Source organism: Aeromonas sp. 600276 (genome assembly GCF_049175815.1).
In the GTDB taxonomy this organism is placed as follows: domain Bacteria; phylum Pseudomonadota; class Gammaproteobacteria; order Enterobacterales; family Aeromonadaceae; genus Aeromonas; species Aeromonas dhakensis.
Genome location: NZ_JAAKVU010000028.1, coordinates 1 through 21,334, shown reverse-complemented (window position 1 = coordinate 21,334; position 21,334 = coordinate 1). Strand labels below are relative to the sequence as shown.

Here is a 21,334-nt window from a genome sequence, read left to right as displayed (position 1 = left end):
GCACGCCTTGATTCGTATAGAGCTACCGGTACTGGTGGAAAGACTCAACCCCATCTGCCGTCACATGCTGGAGGAGGCCGCGGCCCTCTGTGTCAATCACCAAGGAGCCGAGATCCGCATCGAGCACCTGCTGCTCAAGATGCTGGAAACCCCGCTGAGCGACGTGCGCCAAATTTTGAAGATGGCCGAGGTCGACGTTGAAGAGCTGAAGGCCCTGCTGCAACCCTCGCCAGCTGACAACGGTTATGGCCAGGGTTACCCCTCCTTCTCACCCATGCTGGTGGAGTGGCTGCAAGACAGCTGGTTGCTCGCCTCTGCCGAGCTGCAACACGCCCAGCTGCGCAGCGGAGTCATGCTGCTGGTGCTGCTGATGACCCCGCAGCGTTATCTGCCGGGCTCGGTGACCCGCCTGCTTGCCAAGGTCAATCGCGAGCTGCTGCGCCAGCAGTTTGACGAGTGGGTCAAGGAGTCCGCCGAGACGCAAGTCACCACGACCCCCGGCGGCAAGACGGCCCAGGCCGCGCTGCCGGCCGATGCCAGCCTGTTGGCCCGCTTCACCGTCAACGTGACCGAACAGGCCCGCCAGGGCAGCCTGGATCCCGTGCTCTGCCGGGATCACGAAATCGACCTGATGATCGACATTCTCTCCCGTCGTCGCAAGAACAACCCCATAGTCGTGGGGGAGGCCGGTGTCGGCAAGAGCGCCCTCATCGAGGGGCTGGCCCTGCGCATGGTGGCGGGTCAGGTGCCCGAGAAGCTGCGCGGGGTCGAGCTGATGACCTTGGATCTGGGCGCCATGCAGGCCGGCGCTTCGGTCAAGGGGGAGTTCGAGAAGCGCTTTAAGGGGGTGATGCAGGAGGTCAAGGACGCCGTGCAGCCGGTCATCCTCTTCATCGACGAGGCGCACACCCTGATCGGGGCCGGCAACCAGGCCGGCGGGCTGGATGTCTCCAACCTCATCAAGCCGGCGCTGGCCCGGGGCGAGCTGCGCACCATCGCCGCCACCACCTGGGGCGAGTACAAGAAATACGTTGAAAAAGACGCGGCCCTGTCGCGCCGCTTCCAGCTGGTGAAAGTCGGTGAGCCCGATGCCGACGAGGCCACCGTGATCCTGCGCGGCCTGCGCAGCATCTACGAGAAGGCCCACGGGGTGCTGATCGACGAGGAGGCGCTGCAGGCCGCCGCCCAGCTCTCCGCCCGCTATATCTCCGGCCGTCAGTTGCCGGACAAGGCGATCGATGTGCTTGACACCGCCTGTGCCCGGGTAGCCATCAATCTCACCACGCCGCCGCGCGCGGTCAGCCACCTGCAAAATGCGCTGCGCCAGCGCGAGCTGGAGATCCGCCAGCTGGAGCGCCAGAGCCTGATCGGCCTCGGTGACAACGCAGAGCGCCTGGCCGAGTTGCAGGGGGCTCAGCAGGCTTGCCGTGAAGAGCTGGCCGAGCAGGAGGCCCGCTGGCAGCAGCAGCAGGGGCTGGTGCACCAGATAGTCGAGCTGCGCGCGGCGCTGCTGGCTGATCAGCAGGATGAGATGCTGGCCAGAGAGGCGCTGGATCTCGCCGATGCGCCCCTCGATCCGCAGACCGCTGCCGAGCAGCTGGCCACCCTCGAGCGCGAACTGGCCGAGCTGCAGCAAGGAGAAGTGCTGGTCTCCGCCCACGTCGACAAGACTCAGATTGCCGCCGTCATCGCCGAGTGGACCGGGGTGCCCCTCAATCGCATCTCGCAAGGAGAGCTGGACGTGGTGACCCGATTGCCGGAGTACCTCGGCGAGCTCATCAAGGGGCAGGATGTGGCGGTGGCCCACCTGCACAAGCACCTGCTGACCGCCCGCGCCGATCTGCGCCGTCCCGGCCGGCCGCTCGGCGCCTTCCTGCTGGTGGGGCCGAGCGGGGTCGGCAAGACCGAAACCGTGCTGCAGATTGCCGAGCTGATGTTCGGTGGCCGCCAGTACCTGACCACCATCAACATGTCCGAGTATCAGGAGAAGCACACCGTCTCGCGCCTCATCGGCTCGCCGCCCGGCTACGTCGGTTTCGGCGAGGGGGGCGTGCTGACCGAGGCTATTCGGCAGAAGCCCTATTCCGTGGTGCTGCTGGACGAGGTGGAGAAGGCCCACCCGGACGTGCTCAACCTCTTCTATCAGGCGTTCGACAAGGGCGAGCTGGCGGATGGGGAAGGGCGCATCATCGACTGCAAGAACGTGGTCTTCTTCCTCACTTCCAACCTCGGTTTCCAGACCATAGTCGATCATGCCGAGCAGCCCGACGTGCTGCTCGATGCCCTCTATCCAGAGCTTGCCGCCTTCTTCAAGCCAGCGCTGCTGGCACGGATGGAGGTGATCCCCTATCTGCCGCTCGGTCACGACACGCTAGTGCAGATCGTCGGCGGCAAGCTCAACCGGCTGGTCAAGTTGCTCAAGGAGCGTTTCGGCGCCGAGGTGGTGCTGGACGATGAGGTGGCCGAGGAGATCCTGCTGCGGGCCAATCGCAGCGAGAACGGCGCCCGGATGCTGGAATCCGTCATCGATGGGGCCCTGCTGCCGCCGGTCTCTCTGCAACTGCTGCAGCGCCTCTCGGCCGGTGAACCTATCAAGCGCGTCCACTTTTCCGTGGCCGATCACCAGTTCGTGGCCGAGGTGGGGGCTTGAGTATGGAGCAAGCCCTCGCATTTGCCCTGGCCCTCACCGCCCAGCGCGATGAGCCGCATCTGTGCCACTGGTGGAGCTCGACCCTCCATGCCAGCTTCCAGCCCAGGGGGCTGCTGCTCGGCATGCTGGATGTGAGCGGCCGCCAGCTCGAATGCAAAGGCTGGGTCAGGGGGAAGGACGTGGCGCTGGGGCTGGCGGTGGACGATTTTTCCCACCCGCTTGCCTATGTGCTGCACAAGGCCCAATCCCGTACCTGGGACTCCCTCTATGGCGGTGCCCGCATCGAGCACGCCGGTTTTCGCGCACTGCTGGCCGACCTTGGCCAGCAGTGCGGGCTGCACGCCTATCCGCTGCTGGATGGCAACGGCAAGCCGTTTGCCGTGCTGGCCCTGATGGATGAGGGGGAGGTGCTGCGTGCCTGGGCCGACGGCCCCGAGCTGGCCCAACTCTCCCAGGTCTTTTGCAACCAGCTCACCCTCATTCGCGATCTCGGTCGCAGCCGGCGGGATCAGGGGGTACTGCGTGACTCCCTGCGCCAGATGAAGGGAGAGGGGGAGCGGCTGCGTCAGCACGAGAAGCTGCTCGGCGATCAGCTGGTCGGTCAGTCGGCGGTGATCCGCGGGCTGCGCGAGCAGATCAATCAGGCTGGCCAGCACAAGCTGACCGTACTGATCCAGGGGGAGACCGGCAGTGGCAAGGAGGTGGTGGCACGGCTGGTGCACCAGTGCTCCGATCGCGCTAACAAGCCCTTTGTCGCCATCAACTGCGCCGCCATTCCGGAAAACCTCATCGAGAGCGAGCTGTTCGGCTACCAGAAGGGGGCCTTCTCCGGCGCCCTTGCCAACAAGACCGGGCTGGTGGCTCAGGCCAACGGCGGTACCCTGTTTCTGGACGAGGTGGGCGACATGCCCGCCGCCATGCAGGCCAAGCTGCTGCGGGTGCTGGAAACCCGCAGTTACCGGCCGCTCGGGGCCGAGCAGGAGTATCACTCCGATTTTCGCCTCATCGCCGCCACCCATCAGCCGCTCACCCGTCATGTGGAGGAGGGGCAGTTTCGGGCCGACCTCTACCACCGTCTCTGCCAGTGCCTGCTGCTGATCGCCCCCCTGCGCGAGCATATCGAGGATGTGCCGCTCTTGTGCCAGCACTTCATGGCCCAGTTTGCCGCTCAGGATGGCAAGACGCTCGCCGGCTTGCAGCGCAAGTTCTTGAAACAGCTGCAGACCTATGACTTCCCCGGCAACGTGCGCGAGCTGCGAAACCTCTTGGAGGTGGCCTGTGCCCATACCCGCTCCGGGGAGGAGGTGGGGCTGGAGGCGTTGCCGCCAGAGCTGCGCGAGCGGGTCTGCGTCGAGTTGCCCGGCTACATGGATGACTACAACCACATCCGCGATCTGCGCCGGGCCATGCAGCAGTACGAGGCCTCCGTCATCGAGGCGCGCCTGCGCCACTTCCACGGCAACCGGATGTTGGTGGCCGAGAGTCTCAACATTCCCAAGCGCACCCTGGATCACAAGTGCCAGAAACTGGAGGTGAACTGATGAGCGTCATCGCCCTATTGCCTCTGCTGCTGGCCACCAGTGCGGCCGAGGCACCGCTGGACATGGCGCGCTGGCAAGCCTGCCGGCAGGAGCCCTCGCCGCTGGTGCGGCTCGCCTGCTACGACGCCATCGGCAATGGAGCGGTCAGTGCCACCGAAGGGGATTCCCCCAAATCGGCGGCCTGGCAGGCCATCTGGGCCCAGGAGCAGGCCCGCACGCCAGCGAGCGCCCCCTTCCTCCTGCAAAGCGATGAGGCGCGTGGCAGTGAAACCCTGACCCGTCCGGCGCTGCGTGGGGCGACGCTCTCCATCGGCTGCGTCGACAGCATCACCCATATCCGGCTGCGGCTGGATCAGCCCTGGAGCGGCGAGAAGGTGCAGGTCGCGCTGGATGGTCAGCCGAGTGCCGGCTCCCAGAGCTGGTTTATTCGGGATCAGGGTCTGTTGCTGGAATATGGCCGCGGTCTGCCCGCCATTGAAGAGCTCAAGCGCTGGCTGGGCCATCGCGAGCTGCAGGTGCGGGCCGACAACGGTGCCCTCTTGCGGGTCGATTTGAGCGGCCTGAAAGAGGCGCTGGCACCGCTGCGTCAGCAGTGCCGTTGGTAGGGGGGAAGATGAGCTATCAACACCCCTGGTGTGCACGCCTGCTCACCAGCCTGCCGGATGAACAGATCAGAGGCGCCGTGCTGGCCGACGAGCCGCGCTGGGACTATGTGGAGACCGAGCTGGTCAAGCTGGGCTCCCTCGCTCACAGCCAGGTCGATCTCAATGCGGTGGCCGAGGCCTGCCTCGGCTTGCTGGAGAGCCGCACCAAGGACATGCGGGTGCTGGCCCAGCTGCTGCGCTGCCTGCAGCATCCGGCCAAGGCGACCCCGCTGGGGGCGGCGATCAGCCTGCTGGAGGCCTGGATCCAGGCTTACTGGCTGCTGGCCTGGCCCGGCAATGCCAGCCAGAAACAGCGGTTGATGGTGCAGATCGTCAAGCGCTTCGAAGGAGCCCTGCCGCGCATTTGCGAGAGCGCTTCGGCGGCCGAGCTGGCCCAGTTGCTGGCCCAGGCCGAGCAACTGGAGCGGGTCTGGCTGGCGCAGTGTCCCGACAAGGGAGAGCTGCTCGACCCGTTGGTGATGGGGTTGAAACGGGCCCAGCGCCAGCAGGTGGCACAGGCGCAGGCTGATGCCGCCGGGCAGCCCCAGAGCAGCGGCGCTGCGGCAGCGGGCTCCCCGGCCTCGGCTGGGCCGAGTGCCAGCGGTGCCGGAGCCATGGTGCTCAGCGGCGGTGGCGGCAGTGCCGGCGTCGATGTCGACAGTTCCAACGATCGCGCCTGGCGCCAGACTCAGCTCAAGGTGGCGGAGCTCCTGATCGAGCGCCAGCCGGAGGTGGCTGTGGGCTATCGGCTGCGCCGTCATGCCGTCTGGGCCGGGATCACGGCGGTTCCCATGAGCGGGGCGGGCAATAAAACCCCGCTGGCGCCCATGTCGGCGGACATGATGGATGAGTACCGCGCCGCCATGAACGCCCCTGATCAGGGGCTCTGGCAGCGCATCGAGCAGAGCCTGACCCTGGCGCCTTACTGGTTCGAGGGGCACAGGCTCTCGGCCGAGGTGGCCCAGAAACTCGGCTTTGGAGCGGTGGCCCAGGCGATCGCCGAGGAGCTCGGGACTTTTCTGCAGCGCCTGCCGGCCCTGCGGGAGCTCGCCTTCAGCGACGGCTCGCCGTTTCTCTCCCCCGAGTGCAGCCGCTGGCTGCAACCGGCCAAGGGCGGCAGTGCCGGCAGTGGCGAAACAGGGTTGGCCGAGGAGGTCGCCCAGCGTCACGGCGAGCAGGGGGTTGCGGCGGCGCTCGCCCTGCTCGATGAGCGGATTGCGCAGTTGAAAGAGCCAAGAGATCGCTTCCACGCCTTGCTGGTGCAGGCGGAGCTGTTGGCGCAGGAAGGCATGGAGGCGCTTGCGCGCCAGCACTATCAACACTTGTGGCAAGAGGCCAGTCGCCTCGGGTTGTCGCACTGGGAGCCCGGGCTGGTCAACCGCCTGGAGAGCCTGGCGGCGCCGTTGTCGAAATAAGTGCCGAAATGAGTCATTGAGTCGGAGTTGGATCACATTTTATGTTCAAAACCATTTTTACTTTTCTGCGGCAACAGCTGCCGAAATTGAAACCCTCCTGGCCCCTGCTCGGTGCTGTGCTCTGGGGGCTCGCCCTCATCCTGGTGTGGTGGCTGGGCCCTCGTCTTGAGCTGCGCGGCGCCAAGCCGTTCGAGCCGCTGTGGGGGCGGGTGGTGTTCACCCTGCTCTGGCTCTGGCTGCTGCTGGGAGTGGTCTCCTGGCGGGTGTGGCGCAAGATGCAGCAGCTCAAGGCCGAGCGTCAGCACGAGGTAGTGCTGGAGCAGGACCCGGTCAAGGGGCTCATCGACCGGCAGGCGCTGTTCCTCGATCGCTGGCTGCAGGCGTTGAATACCCATCTGGGCAAGGGTGCGCTCTACGCCATGCCCTGGTATCTGGTACTGGGCCTGCCCGGCAGCGGCAAGAGCAGCCTCATTCACCGCGCCAACCCGGCCAACAAGCTCAACCCGAGACTCGATACCGAACTGCGCGACGTGGCACAGGATCAGCTGGTGGATTGCTGGCTGGGGGAACAGGCGGTGATGCTGGATCCCGCCGGGGTGCTGCTCTCCCAGAGCGAAGCCGAACTGGATCCGCAGGCGCGCAAACATGAGCGGCTCTGGCTGCACCTGCTTGGCTGGCTCAATGAACACCGTCGTCGCCAGCCCCTCAACGGCCTGGTGCTGACCGTGGATCTGGCCTGGCTCTCCCACGCCAGCGTGGCTGAACGCAAGGCTTATGCCCAGCTGATGCGCTCGCGCCTGCAGGAGGTGTCGGCCACCATGAATACCCGGTTGCCGCTCTATGTCACCTTCACCAAGCTTGATCTGCTACGCGGCTTTGACGTGATCTACCAGCAGCTCGACAAGGAGGCCCGCGAGGCCGTGCTGGGGGTGACCTTCAAGCCGGGGGCCGACTGGCAGCAGGATCTGGCCCTGTTCTGGGATCAGTGGGTGGACAACCTCAACCAGAATCTGCCCGAACTGATGCTGAGCCGGCTCGATGCCGCCCAGCGCAACGCGCTGTTCTCGTTCGTGCGCCAGCTGGCGGGACTCAAGGATTACGTGACCAACCTGCTGGCCGAGACTCTGGCCATCGAGGAGAGCAAGCCGCTGTTGGTGCGCGGGGTCTATGTCAGCTCCGTTTATCAGCAAGGGGTACCGTTCGATGCGTTTGCCCAGGCGGCCTCCCGCCGCTACAACCTGCCAGAGCCCATCCACTCGGCCCTGCGCGGGGAGTCCAACACCTATTTCGTGCGCCAGCTGTTCTCTTCCATCATCTTCCCGGAGGCCCATCTGGCCGGCGAGAACCGGCTGCACACCCTCTATCGCCGGCGCCGCATGGCCATCGGCCTCAGCTGCCTGTCGCTCTTCTCGGCAGCCCTCATCGGTGGCTGGCACTACTTCTACCGGGTCAACGAGGAGGCGGGCCGCAACGTACTGACCAAGGCCCAGGCTTTCATGGAGACCAACGAGGTGGCCGATGCCCACGCCTTCGGGGTGAGTCAGCTGCCGCGCCTCAACCTCATTCGCGAGGCGACCCTCTCCTTTGGCAACTACCGTGAGCGGATGCCGCTGGTGGCCGACCTCGGCCTCTACCAGGGGGACGAGATTGGTCCTTATGTGGAGGGTTCCTACCTGCAACTGTTGAGCCTGCGCTTCCTGCCGGCCCAGATGCAGGGATTGCTGGCCGATCTCAACCAGGCGCCTGCCGGCAGCGAAGAGAAGCTCGCCATTTTGCGGGTGATGCGGATGCTGGATGATGCGTCCGGTCGCAACAAGGAGCTGGTGGCGCAGTACATGGCGAGCCGTTGGCAGAAGGCCTTCCCGGGGCAGGGTGCGGTGCAGGAGCAGCTGATGGGGCACCTGGACTATGCCCTCGACCACACCAACTGGTATGGCGCCAGGGCTGAGCGGGATCAGGCCGCCATCACCGCCTTCGTGCCGTTCAAGGAGCCGGTCTACGGTGCCCAGCGCGAGCTTGGCAAGCTGCCCATGTATCAGCGGGTCTACCAGAACCTGGTGGTGAAGGCGGACGAGGTACTGCCGCCGGATCTCAATGTGCGTGACGAGGTGGGCCCCACCTTCGACACCGTGTTTGCCCTGCGCAGCGACAACGCCGGCCAGGTGCCGCGGCTGCTCACCTGGCCCGGTTTCAACGACTTCTTCCTCAAACAAGACAAGGCCCTCATCGATCTCACCGCGATGGATGCCTGGGTGCTGGGCCAGCGCAAGCTGAGCCAGCTGAGCGAGGCGGATCGCAAGGAGATCACCCGTCAGGTCAACGACCGTTACGTCACCGATTACGTCAACCAGTGGCAAAAACTGCTGACCAATCTGGATGTGCAAACCCTGGAGAGCCCGGAGCAGGCGCTGGACGTGCTCGCCGCCATCACCGGCAACGATCAGCCGTTCCAGCGGGTGCTGGCCTCGCTGGATGACAACACCCGCATTCGCAAGATCTCCGATGTGGAAGGGGACCCGGCCCAGGCCATCAGCGCCCGCATCGGTCGTCCCTTCATGGCCACCAACGCGGCGCTCAGCGGTCGCGGCGAGCAGGGGCCGCTCATCTCCGAGGTCAACCAGAAGCTGGTGGAGCTGCAGCACTACCTGGAGCTCATCGTCAACGCCACCGAGCCGGGCCAGTCTGCCTTGAAAGCGGTGCAACTGCGCATGACCAACAAGTACGCCGATCCGGTGTTCGCGCTGCAGCAATATGCCCGCAGCCTGCCGGCCCCGCTCGATCGCTGGGTGGGTCAGCTCTCCGAGCAGAGCTCGCGACTGGTGATCGACCTGGCCATGTCCTCTCTCAATCAGGAGTGGCAGGACAAGGTGCTGGCCCCCTTCAACAGCCAGCTGGCCGGTCGTTATCCGTTTGACCCGAGCTCGAACAAGGACGTGCCCCTCTCCGAGATGGAGCGCTTCTTTGCGCCGGGTGGGACGCTGGACAGCTTCTATCAGGTCAACCTCAAACCCATGGTGGAGAGCGGCCTGATGGAAGGGGAGTTCAGCTCGCCCATCCAGGCCGAGCTGGTCAAGCAGCTGGACCGTGCGGCCCGCATCCGCCAGATCTTCTTCAGCCAGCAGGGCAATCTGGAGGTGCAGTTCGCCCTCGAGCCCATCGAGCTCACCGCAAACAAGCGGCGCAGCGTGCTGAACCTGGACGGCCAGCTGTTGGAATATGCCCACGGTCGTCGCACCAAGATCCCGCTGGTGTGGCCCAACACCATGCGCGACGGGGCCGAGAGCAAGATCACCCTGGTGCCGGCCGCCCGCGAGCGTTCACCGCGCAGCGAAGGCTTCGTCGGCCCCTGGGCCATGTTCCGTCTGATGGACAAGGGGGAGTTGACCCAGGTCAATGATGCCACCTTCGATGTGCGCTTCCCGGTGGATCAGGGGGCCATGACCTATCGCGTCTACACCGACAGCGCGCAAAACCCCTTCACCGGTGGCCTGTTCAGCCAGTTCAGACTGCCCGAATCCCTCTATTGATCGCGTCGGGGGCACGTTGTGCCCCCTTCCTGCGTTGGAAGTTCATATGTCACAGAATCAACAAGGTCAGCAGGCCCTGAAAGTGGGGCGCGACCCCAGGATGTTGCCGGAGTACGAGGCGCTGCGGGCCGAGATCAACAAGCTCAGCCACGCTTCGCGCCCCGAAGTGGACTGGCAGCGGATCCATCAGCTCGCCAGCCTTATCTTCGAAAAACACGGGGTGGATCTGCAGACCGCCATCTACTTCACCCTGGCCCGTTCGCGCCTGCAGGGGCTGAGCGGTTTTACCGAAGGGTGCGAGTTTCTCGCCAACCTCATCGTCACCCAGTGGGAGAGCTTCTGGCCGCCGGTCCACCAGGAGCGGGCACGCATCGAGATGCTCGACTGGTTCATCGCCCGCATCAGCGACGTCATTCGCCAGTACCAGATCAGCCACGAGGACAAGCGGCTGATCTATCGCTGCGAGCGGGCGCTGCAGCTCATCAGCGAGAAGCTGCACAACGCGGATCTGAGCCGCATTCCCCGGGTCGAGAATCTGGTGCACTTCGTCGAGGGGTATACCCACCTGTTCGATGAGACCGAGATCGTCATCGTCTCCGACGAGCCGGGCCTCAAGGAGGATCTGCAGATCCCGCCCATGGTGTTCTTCAAGTCCGACCTGGAGAGTGATCACGGCGGCACGGTTTCGGCATCGACCTCGCACCTGCCCCAGGGCAGCATTCTGGTGGGGCGAGAGAAGGGGCAGGTCAAGCCTACCGTGCTGAAGATTGAGCAGCACCGCCGGCAGCGTCCGGCCTGGTTCTGGTTTGGCTGCGGCCTGCTCAGCTGCGCCCTGCCGGGGATGGGCTGGCTGGGCTGGCAGCAACATCAGCAGGAGAAAACCGTGGCGGCCCAGCGTCTGGTGCAGCCGGCCGCCGAGCTGCCCCGAGCCCTCAGCTATGACGACATTCGCCAGGCGCGCATCGTGCTGGGGGAGCAGACCCTGCAGAACATGGAGAGCGATCTGGTGGCCCGCTACCAGAACCAGTTGACCCGGCTCGAGCAGACGTCGCCGCTCTACTGGTATCGCTACGGCGAGGGGCTGCGCAACTCGCTCTCGATGCTCTATCCCGACTCGCTGGCGGTCAAGGCGCTGGACAAGCAGTGGCAGGCGCAGCTTGGCGGTCAGCAGGGGGATGTCATCAGCGTGCCCACCTACCTGGATGCCCGCGCCGGGGTGGATGCCCTGCTCGATAAGCTGCTGGAGTTGGAGCGCCAGCGCAAGACGGTGACCATCTCCTACCTCAAATCCCAGCTCTACGAAGTGCAGAAGAACCTGATGCAGAACATCCCGTTCAGTCTGCGCCTCGGTGAACTGGAGGCGAGAAAAGCCTCCCAGGAGCCCATCACGGCTGCCGAGCTCAAGAGCCTGGAAAATGATCTGAAAGCGCTCAACATCCGCCTCTATCAGCTGCAACAGGGCGTTTCTGGTAGCTGAAAATGCTGGTCTGAGCAAAGAATTGCGCAGTACATGGTGAATTTGACTGGCAAGGCAAGGTTTGCCGGAAAACTTGTCCTGTCTTGCGCAATGGATTGCAGCAGATTTGTCAGTTGTGGCTGGCTTGAGTCGTAATTGACTGATTTTTAATGTGATTGTGGGCGACTTTGCCATGGCATGGAGGCTGCTGGGTCGCCGTTTCAACTGTCTCTGCACCAGACTGCGCTTGCACCATGGTTGCCCCACGGAGAATCCAGATGTGTCCTTCTATTGCATTGCTCGGTGATATCGGCACCGACCACGAGGGGTTCCACCCATCCCCCGTGATTGCCGCCAGCCCCGATGTGTTCCTCGATGGCAAGCCGGTGGCCCGCCAGGGTGATCCGCTGGCCCCCCACGACAAACCCAATAATCCACCTCATCCGCGCAGCATCTCGGGCGGGGTCGGCTCTGTGCTGGTCAACGGCAAGCCCATCGCCGTGACCGGCACCGCCGTCGGCTGCGGCGGCGTGGTGATTGGCTCAGGCAGTGGACAGGCAGGTTAAGGAGCGCTTCATGGCAGACAGCACAGGATTACAATTTACCGTCAAGGTAGGGGCCCTGCCCGAGAGCACCTTCGTGGTGGCCGAGTTTGCGCTGGATGAAGCGCTGAACCGGCCGTTCAACCTGCGCCTGGAGCTGGCGAGTGCCCAGCCCGACATCGACTTTGGCGCCGTGCTGGACCAGCCGTGCGAGCTCTTGGTGTGGTACAACGGCGAGCCGCAGCGGCGGGTGTGCGGGGTGGTCAGTGACTTTGCGCAGGGTGACAGCGGTTTTCGCCGCACCCGCTATCAGCTCATGGTGCAGCCGGCGCTGTGGCGACTCTCTTTGCGCCAGAACTCCCGCATCTTTCAGGCGCAGAAGCCCGATGAAATCCTCTCCATCCTGTTGCAAGAGCACGGCATCACCGACTACGCCTTTGCCCTCAAGAACGAGCACGCCAAGCGGGAATATTGTGTTCAGTACCGGGAAACAGACCTCGACTTTGTGAACCGCCTCGCTGCCGAAGAGGGGATGTTCTACTTCCACGAGTTTGAAGCGGGCAAGCACCGCATCGTCTTTGCCGACGATGCGGCCGCATTGACCCAAGGCCCCGAGCTCTTCTTCAACCTCGGCAACCGTTCCCTCGAGCAAGGCCCCTATGTCCGGCAGTTCCACTATCGGGAGGCTGTGCGCCCCTCGGATGTGGAGCTCAAAGATTACAGCTTCAAGACCCCGGCCTATGGCCTCTCCCACAAGAAGCTGGGTAGCGAACTTGAGCACCAGCGCGATACCTACCAGCACTTCGACTATCCGGGTCGCTACAAGCAGGATAGCAGCGGCAAAGCCTTTGCCCAGCACCGGCTGGATGCCCTGCGCAACGATGCGGTGGCGGGCAGTGGCAAATCCAACTGCGCGGCCTTGCAGCCGGGGCAAAGCTTCTCGCTGACCGAACACCCCAACGGCAGCCTCAACACCGACTGGCAAATCGTGCGCATCCAGCATACCGGCTTGCAGCCGCAGGCGCTGGAAGAGGAGGGGGGCAGCGGCCCCACCGTCTATCACAACGAATTTGGGGTAGTAAAAGCGAGCAGCACCTGGCGGGCACGCATCGGCAGCCCGGAAGCCCCTCACAAGCCGATGGTGGATGGCCCGCAAATCGCCATGGTGGTGGGTCCCGAAGGGGAGGAGATTTACTGCGACGAGCACGGCCGGGTGAAGCTGCAGTTCCCGTGGGACAGATATGGTAGCTCCAATGACCAGAGCTCCTGCTGGGTGCGAGTCTCCCAGGGCTGGGCCGGTGGTCAGTATGGCATGATGGCCATCCCGCGCATCGGCCACGAGGTTATCGTGAGTTTCCTGGAAGGGGACTCGGACCAGCCCATCGTGACCGGTCGCACCTATCACGCCACCAACCGGCCGCCGTATGAGTTACCGGCCAACAAGACCCGCACCGTGCTGCGTACCGAGACCCACCAGGGTGAGGGGTTCAACGAACTGCGCTTTGAGGACCTGGCGGGTAAGGAAGAAATTTACATCCACGGTCAGAAAGACCTGAACGTGCTCATCGAGAACGACGCGGCTTGGCATATCAAGCACGACCAGCACACCGATATCGACAATGAGCGGGTGACTCGCATCAAGGCCAACGACCACCTGACGGTGGAGGGTGAGAAGCGCGACCAGATAAAAGCCGACTACTCACTGACGGTGGATGCCAGCCTGCACCAGAAGCTGGGACAGTCCCTGCTGGTGGAGGCCGGACAGGAGGTGCATATCAAGGTGGGCGACAAGCTGGTGCTGGAGGCGGGTTCTGAAATAACCCTCAAGGGAGGTGGCAGCTTTGTGAAAGTGGACCCGAGCGGCATCAAGCTGGTGGGCCCCGCGATCAAGCTCAACGCCGGCGGCAGCGCAGGTTCAGGCTCTGGCTGGGGTGGCAAGGCCCCCGTGGTGCCCAAGGGGGTAGGAGTGGTCAAGGCTCCCGAACTGGTTGAACTGGTCAAGGCTATCCCCACCGAGAAGGCGATGGAGGCGTTGCTCAAGGTGCTGGAGCCCGATAGCGATTATCAGCCCTCTGCTTGATGTTCGACGAACAACTTAGGATTGAATGACAAAGATGAAAATCGTCTATCCCATGCAACTGGCGGGTGAAAATGGCTCCAGCGAGATTGCATCCCTCGATGAATTTATCAAGAAGATCAATGGTCTCAAGAGCGGTACCTTCCCGATAGGCCGCAACCGTATCTGGCACGGTGGTATCCACTTCAGTAAAAGCGGGGGCTGGCACCCGAGCGGCGCTGTGCGCGCGATTGCTGACGGGGAGATCGTGGCCTACCGACTGGCGACCAAACCAGCCAAGGCGACCCGTAGCTCCGAAGAGGGCAAGCCAGAGGGAAAGATTGACTTGTATACCTCCCCTTCGTTTTGTCTGGTACGCCATTGCTACGAAGCCGGTGAGCAGAGCAAGAATCAGCTGACCTTCTACAGCCTCTACATGCATATTGCGTGTGAGAACAGCTACAACAGTTCCGAGGCTGCGCGAGTAATGGTCAAGGGGACAGGTGTGTCCACCTATGAACCGGTGGTCGAGGGACATCCTCCCAAGCTGACACGTCGGCTGTCTGGCGATAAACCTATCTATGCGAAAAGAGGGGCTGACGTGAAGTTGGTCGGCCAGGAAGTGAAGAGCCTGCTTAACCACAAAGATGAGCCCCACGATTACTATTTGGTGCACTACGTTGATGACCCGGACAGCCTGTTCCATATTGCGGCAAGCCAATTACAGCAGGAATTTCCACAAAAGCCGAAGTGGATGACACCACCGGAAGGCAAACCGGCCCGCCATAAGATCCCTGGTAATACATGGCTACGTAAAACTGCTGGCACCACAGTGGGTAGCATGGGGCTACCTGCTGGCAGTGAGGTGGTGGTATCCAGTGAGCCACCACAGATGGTGAACCTCAATGGCGGCACGACTGAGTTTCGTAAAGTACAGGTGTTCAAGGCGGGTAGTGGTGCCGTCAAAGATAGCGCCAATCAGGTGATGATCAATGCCAGCAAAGGGGCTGTAGGCTGGCTGGCGAAAAGCAAAATGGGGGCTGAGCTGGCCGCCGAACCAAGTATCCCTGTCGAATTCAAAGAAGATGCGCCGGTTGTTAACCGCAGTGCAAATCCGATACCGGTGCAGGCCGGAGAGATCATCGGTCATTGGGGTGAGCATGAGCTAGCCACTGCCGGAGCCAGCGGTTTTGTGAAAGACGCAGACAGCAAAGCCGTGCATTTTGAGGTGTTTGTTGCAGAGAGCGACAAGCAGGCGCTTGAAGATTGCATCAATAACAAGGCGCGGGTAACCGGTGGCCAAGGCTACCTGCTAGTAAAGCAAGAGGTCACTACCTATCGTCTTATCAACGATAGCCAGCATGGTTTTCACGAGGTTGCCAATTTTGGGCCACAGGTCTTACCGTTAGCGGTGAAAGAGTCTGATATTGTCACTCACGGTGCCAACAACTTTGTGAAGGTGCGTGAACGGACGGCGGCGGACGGGGAGCTGGCGGGCGAGTTCGTATTGCAGGGTGGTGATGTCGAAGTGGTCAGTCAGCATGACTGGCACAAGCTGGGCGTCAAGCTGGTCGATGGCAGCAGTGATGACGATGGATTTTTGGACAAGGCTGATACCCAGAGTGAAGATCCGCAGCAGAAAGAGGCGAGCAAATTTTTTAGTACCCTCTATGACAAGCTGGTGACAGACAGAGACAACGATGGCACCCTGAGCGGCAATGACATCAAGGCCGCGATGGCCGATGAGGAGTTGGCGGGCAAGTTGCGCATGTTGTTTATCAAGCACAAAAGCGAATGGGTAAAGCCGGGAGATTGGCCGCGTCTCAAGCAGGAGTTGGCTGATCAACCGAAGCTTTATGAGTACGCAAAGCAGGTACACAACAATATGGCGTGGATGGAAGATGCCAGTAAGATATTGGGTGATATCAAGCCTTGGTTTATTCATCCTGCGGGGATGATGGGGCTGGTGGCTGACCCTATCTCTGATGATGAAATGGATAAAAAGTGGCTCACCGTACCCAAAGGACAACTCACATTTGATGCTGAAGGGAACGATGTTGATACGAGTATGTATTTTTCAAGACACCCACATGTCCCAAATAATAGAGGGGCTGTGATTGGTGCGTCTGGTGTTACTTATGGAAGAGGGCTTGATCTGGGCCAAATATCAATTGGCGAGCTGAATAAGTTAACAACAGCTATTTCTGATAATTGCAAACCGCTATCAAGTTCCATGTTGCAATGGCTCACTGGTGCAGTTGGTCTTCAGAGGCAGGCTGCATACGATTATACTATAGCAATAAATAACGTTGTCCCCAGAAATGAACAGACCCTTACGAGAAAACAGCAGCACTATTTGTTCAATGAAATCTATTTAAAGTTGGAAGCTATTGCTAAAATAACGATCGAAAATCCGAAAGGGACTCGCACAAGAGCTGCTCCAAATGGTATTGATTTAGATCCGGAAAGAATAATTTCATGGTCTGCACTTCCTCAAAACATACAAGATTTGCTCATTGACCTTACTTTTAGAGGTGATAATCGTCCTAGTACTAGAGAGTTTTTCATACCAGACCTCATCGAGAGCATAAAAAATAACGATGAGTTTTCAGCTTTAAAAGAAAATATAAAAAGTAACAGGTGGAAAGAAACTTATAATGTTCCACTCGATAGACATCAAAGAAGGTGTAACTATTTATGATTATGCTAGGATATTTTTTTGCTTCATCGATAGCAATGTTTGATGCAAGACAATGCGAAAACCTTGACTTAACAGCTAAATTTAAGTGTGTTGAAACTTTGTACAATAAATCAGATGCAGAGCTCAATAAGGTTTACAAAAACCTCTTTTCATATTTACAGAATGATTATGAAGGAATCGGTGAGCCTAGAACAAAATACTTGAAGTTGGCTCAACGTGATTGGATTAAGTTTCGTGATTCTAGTTGTAATTTTGAAAATCCACAAGGCATGGGCTCTGGAGGAGAGGGGTTTGGTGTGGAATACTTAACCTGTCAACTCAAAAAGACTGTAGACAGAATAGACTATTTAAATGTTTTTTTACCAGAATAAATACATCTATCTGCGATGTAATTTAACTTGACTAAATGCAGGGATGAATGCAGCTCCAGTCCTACTGATTATGAGTTACTTACAGTTTTCGTGGTGTAAAAATGGAAAAACATTCTATTTTATTTTTGAGTGTTTTTTTAGCTAACCAATATGCTGTTGCTAGTGGTGATTGTAACGATTCGTCAGGAGTGCATAAGGAGTGCATAAGGAGTGCATAAGGAGTGCATAAGGAGTGCATAAGGAAATGGTTTCCTGTATCCAAAAACAAACTGCTAAATATGAAGTAAATTTAAAAAACATCATTTCTTCAAAGTCTAGCGACTATGGTTTTTCGAAAATCTTTTACGACAAACAACGGCTTGCCATTCATTAAAAATGGATGCCTTATTCAAACGTTGGTGGTCAGCGTTGTGAGTTATTAATGGTTCGGTGTGAATTAGATAGTATCAAAAATTTAAATGAGTACACCAGTTAACATATTAACTATGTGAACAATAGTTAACCCCTTTGTGTAAATTAAAGAGGGGCCTTTGAGAAAGGCTCCTTTGATTTCTTCATTAGAGACAAAAATATGCCGATTACATCCAAAACAACCCCTCCTTGAGCCAATATGAGCTAGGGCGTAAAAGAGCTAAATATCTAACTGGAGAATAACTTTGAAAAGACTGTCTTTTGCTATTTTTTTTATATCATTGAATGTACTTTCAAGCACAGATAGTAATTGTGATATCTCTGCGCCAGCTACCAATCTTGCTGCTTGTTATGAAAGTAAATCAAAACAAGCTGATGCTGAGTTAAACAAGATATATAATGATTTAAAATCTACATTGTTATCTAGCGGTTATGATAAGCAATCTAAAGAAAAATACTGGAGTCAACTGGTTCAATCCCAAAGATATTGGATTAAGCTCAGAGATACTCAGTGTTACGCGAGGGGGGCTTTTTTTGAAGACAGTTCTATCGCTCAACTGATAGAAATTAAAAAATGCCTTATGAATGTAACCAAGGAAAGAGTGTTTTTTTTGAACAATGAGATTCAATTCATTCATGATTTACCTTGATAGGCAAGGTTTATGGCCAAGGAAGGCACTGCATCAGCTTTGTGCCCATCAGATGGTTGTGTAGCATATTAGCTTTTTTACAAAACAACATATTAGGCAAAAAATATAGAAAGAAGTGGCCTGCTCAAGCCACTTCTCTTATTTTGTCGGTAGTTCTAAAGTAATAATTTCAGTCCAAAAAACCGTCATGGAGAGACGTAGAGCAAGTAAGTCCTTGCGGTGGGGAAATCTGGGGCACCCAAGATTTTTGACCCTGCTAGAAGTATAACCATTTACTCCGCAGGAGACTGCTAAACATTGGTATGGACGGTTTTTAGAGATTGGCGAAAATTTGTTGAACTGAGTGTTGTTACTCTAGAGTAACTGAAATGAAAAAATATTTAGCCTTGATTTTTATTATGCTGTCTTCTGTCAGCCATGCTGAAGATGTCGGCGATAGACTATCGGTGCTTTGTTAGTACAGATGGTAAAATTAAAATGCGAATTATGTGGGCCTCCACTACAGGTTGGGTTGGAGGATATGTTCAATATGGGAAAAATAAAGATAAAATAACTATAGTCCAAGTAAACTATGAAGAAGAGGCGAGTGACGACGGTCGACCATATGCTGTTAATAGTGACTGGGTTGAAATAATTGATGGCAAAGTTAATGGGCGGTGTCACTTCGGTTGCCAAGGTGCTAACTTTGACAAAGTTTTTATATAAATGTTTAAGGAAAGAAGTTTTATTTCTCTCAGGCATTGGGAAATTACGAGGGTTGTTTTTGATTGCGGTGGTTGTGAAATACTGAGGCGCCTTATTCATCGGGTCTACAGATCTAGTTATCACCTGACAGCGTTGTTGCCCAAATCAACCATCAAGTCATCACTTCCCCGGCCCCGAGTGATCGCTATACTCGGGGCTTTCTGATTGGCAGACCCTGGGTATTCATTTTTTTATGGCGCTTACATACTCTATGACTGTTCCCACTTGGCCGTTGTAGTTACGCAGACTAATTTTCCCGCCAGCAACAACTTGAACCGATATTACCCAGTAGGCATTGGTAATCGTGAATGGAAATTTGTGAGGTTATAATGAGGAAGTATGGTTTTTTCATTTTAAATTTAATTTTTCCCGCTTTTTTTGTGAATGCGGCTGATATTATTCAAATACCCTATAGGATAAGTAATGATACAGTGAGCGTTAAAATTGAGAAAAAGGATGACATAAACTGTCCATTATCTATGGTCATATATGATAAATCATCACATTATGAGTTGGATAAAATATGTGAGAACGGTGATTGCCCGAATCTCAGGAGCATTTTTTTCTTTACTCTGAAAGGTGTTAATCATATAGGAACTATAGTTTCATGGCATAATAAGCATCAGGCAGAAGGGATTGATGAGACTAATTTTGAAGTTAAAATTTATAAAAAGAACGCTGGTGGAGAATATACTGTTGATAAGACAAAAACTTTGGATCCAGTTTTAAGTGGCACAGAGGATGGGGCCGGTGATGGAACATATAAGTTTAACAATGCAATATCGGTAAAGAAGTATATGAAAGAAAGATATGGTTAAGAGTTTGGCAAGGTGCGATAGACATCCAGCGAGAATATGGGGTGCACACCTTTTTCATAGCTGCTTAGCTGCATGTTAAAGAGTATTGCTGGCAGTTGGTAAGCTGGTAGTAGCATGCACAGATATAGTTACCACCTGACACCGGTCTCAAACCGGTGTCTTGTTTACGCTATTTTGGTGCGCACTACCTCCAGTATGAATCTTTGGATATTTTGAACATGCTGTAGGGAGCTTGATTACTCTATACTGCAAAGAGATGACATATCCATCTTTAATGAGTGGGGGGGCTCATTGATGTTGATATTGATAATGGGTTTATTTGTAAGTCTGAAGAGTGAGTTCACTTGTACATGTCATATATAAACGAAAAAATCAATAGTTATGTGTGCTATTCTTTGGGACATGGTGTTTACCAGATTGCGATAGGTTTATGTATGAATACATTTCTTTCAGAAAAAGTAATGGTTTTAATTTTAATTTAAATTTTTTATTGTTTTTTCAACAGAAGTTTTTCCTAGTGTTTTTAATAAAAGATTAATCCTAAATCAAAAACAAGAGGAATTAATTGATGGCGGTGTGGCTAGCCAAATATATATATTTGATTTCAATGGTGATAAAGCCTTTCTAAAGATAAAGTCATGGCATTCTATGTATTCCTGTGATGGGAACTATGTTGCTATAAATGAAAATGGCATCATATCGCTTTCATGGAATGTATCAGTCAATGGGAAGTATTATTTTTGTGACTATCCATCCCCACAGTTTAAAATTAAAATAAAAAACAATTGATTTTATTTAAATGGTCAGTTGTTAAAAGATAAAAATGAATGGTATCTGATGACTGAAAAGTAACTTTAAATTTATAGCGATAGTGTTGATAGCGTTTTCAACAGGGTGAGAGCATCTGTGTGCTATGAGGGGGTGTTAGGCATAAGATAAAGCGAGTAGCTATTACATAAAACCTGCCTAATGCCGGTGTTGTTTTATCATCATTGTGGTGGTCAACTAAATCCGGACTCTTGATTAGGCCGATCCTCGGCTTTTGCTGGCGGTATACCGTTATTGTGTTGATGTGGACGCCGCCATTTGTAGTAATCGCAGGCTCATGTACACCGTGGCCGGAAGCCATTCCGTCTTGAGGCTCCTGAACAGCCGCTCCATTGGCGCGTTATTCCAGCAGTTGCCACGCCAGTTCATACTCTGGGTCCTGCGATAGCGCCACAGCCGTTGCCGAAATACCCGACTACCGTATTGGCTCCCTAGGTCGGAGTGAAACAGTACACCAAACGGACTCCCCCGCTGCTGATACGCCATCTCGAGCGCTTTCACTGCCAAGTCAGCATCAGGTCAGTCAGGCATTGACCAGCCCATGACCCGCTGGGTATGAAGATCCAGCACCGCTGCTAAGTAATGCCAACGGCCATCAGCCCACACGTAAGTGATATCGCCCGGCAAACTTACGGGCCAGCAGATTTGGGATATCCGGTCGCTCAGCTCGGGCGACCTTGTAGGCATGAGAGCCGGGTTGCTTGGACACCAGCCCCGCGTCCTTCATCAGGCGACGTACTTTGAACCGGCCAACCTGATGCCCCAGCTCCTGCATCATCGACATCAAGGCCCGGCTGCCAGCTTGTGAACCCCGACTCTCGTAGAACAGGCGCCGCAGCACGCTTTTTTGCTGCACCTGTTCACGGTCAATAGTGCGGGTACGAGCCAGGTAGTTAGAAACAGGCGTGTATGGAGATGGTATTCACCTGACAGTTGCCCACAAAAGGGAGTGGTCATACGGCTTCAAACCGGATAACAAA

General features: G+C 56.9%; 12 protein-coding genes and 3 pseudogenes. 13 read left to right on the top strand and 2 right to left on the bottom strand.

What is annotated here, in order from left to right; genetic code table 11:
- Positions 1–7 precede the first annotated feature (7 nt).
- The 12 genes and pseudogenes from tssH (at position 8) to G5134_RS20100 (ending at position 17,964) form a co-directional block, all read left to right on the top strand.
- A complete protein-coding gene (gene tssH / locus G5134_RS20155) occupies positions 8–2,650 on the top strand; it encodes a type VI secretion system ATPase TssH (RefSeq protein WP_065017900.1) in 2,643 nt (880 codons plus the stop codon).
- Between the two features lie 2 nt (positions 2,651–2,652).
- Positions 2,653–4,191, top strand: a complete 1,539-nt coding sequence (vasH, locus tag G5134_RS20150) for a sigma-54-dependent transcriptional regulator VasH (RefSeq protein ID WP_065017901.1) — start codon at positions 2,653–2,655, stop codon at positions 4,189–4,191.
- Entirely contained in the window at positions 4,191–4,796 is a 606-nt protein-coding gene (gene vasI / locus G5134_RS20145; protein WP_065017902.1) for a type VI secretion system-associated protein VasI, read from the top strand. The genes vasH and vasI overlap by 1 nt, the downstream gene beginning before the upstream one ends.
- 8 nt (positions 4,797–4,804) lie before the next feature.
- The gene (gene tssA, locus G5134_RS20140) at positions 4,805–6,250 is read left to right on the top strand and encodes a type VI secretion system protein TssA (protein ID WP_065017908.1); all 1,446 of its coding nucleotides are present in this window, start codon (positions 4,805–4,807) and stop codon (positions 6,248–6,250) included.
- A gap of 41 nt (positions 6,251–6,291) precedes the next feature.
- The gene (gene tssM / locus G5134_RS20135) at positions 6,292–9,777 is read left to right on the top strand and encodes a type VI secretion system membrane subunit TssM (RefSeq protein WP_065017903.1); all 3,486 of its coding nucleotides are present in this window, start codon (positions 6,292–6,294) and stop codon (positions 9,775–9,777) included.
- Between the two features lie 46 nt (positions 9,778–9,823).
- Complete coding sequence (locus G5134_RS20130; RefSeq protein WP_065017904.1) at positions 9,824–11,254, top strand: VasL domain-containing protein; 1,431 nt, start codon at positions 9,824–9,826, stop codon at positions 11,252–11,254.
- A 257-nt stretch (positions 11,255–11,511) separates the two neighbouring features.
- Entirely contained in the window at positions 11,512–11,799 is a 288-nt protein-coding gene (locus G5134_RS20125) for a type VI secretion system PAAR protein (RefSeq protein WP_005300007.1), read from the top strand.
- 10 nt (positions 11,800–11,809) lie between these two features.
- Positions 11,810–13,855, top strand: a complete 2,046-nt coding sequence (gene tssI, locus G5134_RS20120; protein ID WP_065017905.1) for a type VI secretion system tip protein TssI/VgrG — start codon at positions 11,810–11,812, stop codon at positions 13,853–13,855.
- A gap of 34 nt (positions 13,856–13,889) precedes the next feature.
- Positions 13,890–16,532, top strand: coding sequence for a pesticin C-terminus-like muramidase (locus G5134_RS20115; RefSeq protein ID WP_082970069.1), 2,643 nt, complete (start codon positions 13,890–13,892; stop codon positions 16,530–16,532).
- Positions 16,529–16,903: a lysozyme inhibitor LprI family protein gene (locus G5134_RS20110; RefSeq protein WP_082970070.1), complete on the top strand. Its 375-nt coding sequence runs from the start codon at positions 16,529–16,531 to the stop codon at positions 16,901–16,903. Before G5134_RS20115 ends, G5134_RS20110 begins: the two co-directional genes overlap by 4 nt.
- Before the next feature lie 232 nt (positions 16,904–17,135).
- Positions 17,136–17,378: pseudogene (locus tag G5134_RS20105) on the top strand (hypothetical protein).
- A 181-nt stretch (positions 17,379–17,559) separates the two neighbouring features.
- Entirely contained in the window at positions 17,560–17,964 is a 405-nt protein-coding gene (locus tag G5134_RS20100; RefSeq protein WP_082970071.1) for a lysozyme inhibitor LprI family protein, read from the top strand.
- A gap of 889 nt (positions 17,965–18,853) precedes the next feature.
- On the opposite strand, the pseudogene G5134_RS20095 reads toward G5134_RS20100, so the two are convergent.
- Positions 18,854–18,989, bottom strand: a pseudogene (locus tag G5134_RS20095) (IS5/IS1182 family transposase); the annotation flags it as partial.
- Between the two features lie 27 nt (positions 18,990–19,016).
- Here G5134_RS20095 and G5134_RS20090 point away from each other — a divergent pair.
- Complete coding sequence (locus tag G5134_RS20090) at positions 19,017–19,526, top strand: hypothetical protein (protein WP_156559847.1); 510 nt, start codon at positions 19,017–19,019, stop codon at positions 19,524–19,526.
- 1,001 nt (positions 19,527–20,527) lie between these two features.
- Here G5134_RS20090 and G5134_RS20085 read toward each other — a convergent pair.
- Positions 20,528–21,249, bottom strand: a pseudogene (locus G5134_RS20085) (IS3 family transposase); the annotation flags it as partial.
- Positions 21,250–21,334 lie beyond the last annotated feature (85 nt).